This is a genomic window from Actinomycetota bacterium, from assembly GCA_041658565.1.
GTDB lineage: Bacteria > Actinomycetota > AC-67 > AC-67 > AC-67 > JBAZZY01.
On sequence record JBAZZY010000099.1, the window covers coordinates 1 to 2,596 of the forward strand.

The following is a 2,596-nucleotide window of genomic DNA, read 5'->3' on the forward strand; positions in this document are numbered from 1 at the left end:
TAGCAGCATGACAACTGCACCGCGCAAAACACAGGGCAGGCCGAAGGTGGACGAACCGCGAGAGCGCGTCACCATCCGCCTGCGACCGTCCGAATACGACGCGTTCAAGCTCGCCGCCGACCGGCTGGGGATCCCGACGCAGACATGGATCCGCATGGTGTGCATCGAGGCATCGGATAAAAGCAACGCTAAAACGCGAGGTTACGAACAATCGACATGACGTGTGTTTTTAGTCTTGACGCTAGACACAGCAGGGGCCATATTACTTGTATGAAGACGACGATCAAGAGCGAGTGCGGCGGCTGCGGAAACGTCACAACGGCTCGAAGCGGTTATTGCCCCAAGTGCCAAGCCGAGCGTCGAACGCTTCGCGTGCTGGCCGACAAGTGCGAATGGGACGTTAGTTTCGATGGCAACCGCTGGGCCGTGAAAAATTCGTTTGGCTACATCATGGGGGACGGGGTCACGTCGCTCGAAGCACTTCGCCAAGCAGCAAAGGTCTGAAGGAGAACGAACATGAACGCGAACACGACGACCAAGGCGACCGAGACGAACCACGCGGGCAACGGTCGGCTGATGGCGATCGACCTGATCCACCACATGGCCCCCGAGATCGACATGCACGAGGACTCGATCGCGGCGTGCCGCTCGATGCTCGCCAAGCAGGGCTATTACCTCGCGCTCACCCCGAAGCTCCGCGCCGTCCGCGGTCGCGACCCCGAAGGCAACCCCACCGAGTCACTCTGAGGAGATCACGATGAACGCCAACCAAATCAGCGCACTCAAGACGATCAACATCGAAACCGTCCGCGTGAACGGGGACGTGGTCAGCAGCCTGTCCGATGCGGTCGTAGCTGTCTGCCATGTCGCGGACCACACCGAGTCCCATGGGATACGGTGCAGCGTGAGCCGCGCCGCCGTGGACGCCTGGGAGTCGTTGCCCGAGGATGATCGGCGCGAGTTGTGGGACCTCGGGTGCGCAGGCAGGCTCGATCACGCGCTAGAGCCCGACCCGCAGAACGTGGTGGCGATCCGATGACACGCGACGGGCAATTGTCGAGGCGCGAATGGGCTCTGCTGTGGATCGCAGAGGTGGTGGTGACGATCGGTGTCGTCTACACGATCGTCGACATGTGGAGGTAACCCACCCCCTTCCACCCGGCCCCAGAGCGCAAGCCTGGGGCTTCGGCCATTGAGGAGACCACGAAAATGAACACGAACCGCACCACCGAATCACCGATCCTGTACCGCCTCGTGTACGGCGAGCACGGCAACAAGCAGGGGCACGTGGACGAGTTGCCCGCTGGCACGACAGAGGAGCTTGCTCGCGGGTGCCTGTCCGATCAGGTGTCGAAATACGCGGGCGACGGCTGGGGACGCGTCGAGTGGACCAGCGCGGACCGTGAGGGATGGGAGAGGATCTGACCGCCCGCGGGCAAGGAGGATGGGATGCGAATCGAAGGCTTCGTGATTTGGTGGGAGGGTGACGGCGAGATCGGTCCGTGCGTGGTCGGCACGCTGGGAGACGCTTCATTTTTCACGCGTCGATCTCAGGCAGACGCGGATCTGCGCCATTGGATGGACAGCGGGAAGGGGCTGTTCGAGGCTCGCCCGGCAACGCTGGACGTGCCTTCGATGCCCACCCCACCGCGCGAGGTGGGTAGCCACCCCTCCCCGCCGCGTGTCAGCTACCCATGGGGATCCATTTTGAGCAGATCCGTCTACTCGCAGGTAGACGAAAAGCCGGCCCCGAAGGACCGGCATGTTGTCGGGCAGGGTTGCGATCAGTAGGGGTTATCGTGGGTCGCAGGGTTGAGACACATCTTCCCCGCCTTGACGATCCCTCGCAGCGGACGGCCGGCGCTCCACCGGATGTCGCTCGCGGGCTGCACGCTGATCAGGTTCTGACTTCGCCCACCACCCGCATGCTCTGCAAATCCCGTCAAACGGTTCGGAACCGACAGGCAAAATTCGACGTGGTCGTTGTTTGTGCCAGGCGTCCCGTACCACATGCCGTCGCCTGGCTGCAGGTCTTTCCATGTCGATGCGGGCTCGAGCGCGTCGAGCTCCCGCGCGGCCTGCAGCACCCAAGCCATCGCCATGCCGACGACGTACTCGCAGATGATGAGCGCGTGATCACAACCCGCCAAGCAGAGGATCTCACGCATCGTGGTCGCGCAATTCGTCTTCATCGACGCGATGAGCTTGGCCCGTGCTTCCGGTTCGTTGCACAGGAACAACGCCGCGAGCTTCTCCGCATCATGCACCAACGACGCGCCATCCAACCCCCGCACGATCCGTGCGCAGTGCTCGCCCGCCGATTCGTCGGGTCGGCGGTGCCGCAGATCGTCCAGCCAGCCGGGGTACTCAACCAGACCCATTGTATGTTCCTTTCAGAATTTGTTTCCCGCCATGCCTCTCCTTGAGCCAGTCCCGATACGCCCGCTCGCCTCCCGGCAACGAATCGGGCAAAGGTTGCCTGATGTGCTCGTAGTGGTCGCGGCAGTGCTCGCGGAGGTGGTCGGAGAGGGAGTCGGTCATGGCCACGGGTTCTCTTTCGTCGGGGCGATGCGAGCCACAAGATCCATGTCCACGC

Annotated in this window: 7 protein-coding genes; 6 read left to right on the forward strand and 1 reads right to left on the reverse strand. The window is 62.8% G+C overall.

What is annotated here, in order from left to right; translation table 11 throughout:
• The 6 genes from WDA27_15375 to WDA27_15400 form a co-directional block, all read left to right on the forward strand.
• A partial coding sequence (locus WDA27_15375) for a hypothetical protein (protein MFA5892305.1) occupies positions 1–220 on the forward strand: 220 nt, incomplete at its 5' end.
• Positions 221–270: 50 nt separating this feature from the next.
• A complete protein-coding gene (locus tag WDA27_15380; protein ID MFA5892306.1) occupies positions 271–504 on the forward strand; it encodes a hypothetical protein in 234 nt (77 codons plus the stop codon).
• Between the two features lie 12 nt (positions 505–516).
• On the forward strand, positions 517–747 hold the full coding sequence (locus WDA27_15385; GenBank protein MFA5892307.1) for a hypothetical protein: 231 nt from the start codon (positions 517–519) through the stop codon (positions 745–747).
• Positions 748–757: 10 nt separating this feature from the next.
• Positions 758–1,039 carry a hypothetical protein gene (locus tag WDA27_15390; protein ID MFA5892308.1) on the forward strand — a complete coding sequence of 94 codons (282 nt, stop codon included), beginning with the start codon at positions 758–760 and terminating at the stop codon, positions 1,037–1,039.
• Positions 1,040–1,209: 170 nt separating this feature from the next.
• Positions 1,210–1,425 (forward strand): hypothetical protein, encoded by a 216-nt coding sequence (locus tag WDA27_15395; protein MFA5892309.1) that lies wholly within the window; start codon positions 1,210–1,212, stop codon positions 1,423–1,425.
• A gap of 24 nt (positions 1,426–1,449) precedes the next feature.
• Positions 1,450–1,791, forward strand: a complete 342-nt coding sequence (locus WDA27_15400) for a hypothetical protein (GenBank protein ID MFA5892310.1) — start codon at positions 1,450–1,452, stop codon at positions 1,789–1,791.
• On the opposite strand, the gene WDA27_15405 is transcribed toward WDA27_15400, so the two are convergent.
• Positions 1,785–2,381, reverse strand: coding sequence for a hypothetical protein (locus WDA27_15405; protein MFA5892311.1), 597 nt, complete (start codon positions 2,379–2,381; stop codon positions 1,785–1,787). The genes WDA27_15400 and WDA27_15405 overlap by 7 nt on opposite strands.
• Between the last annotated feature and the right edge of the window lie 215 nt (positions 2,382–2,596).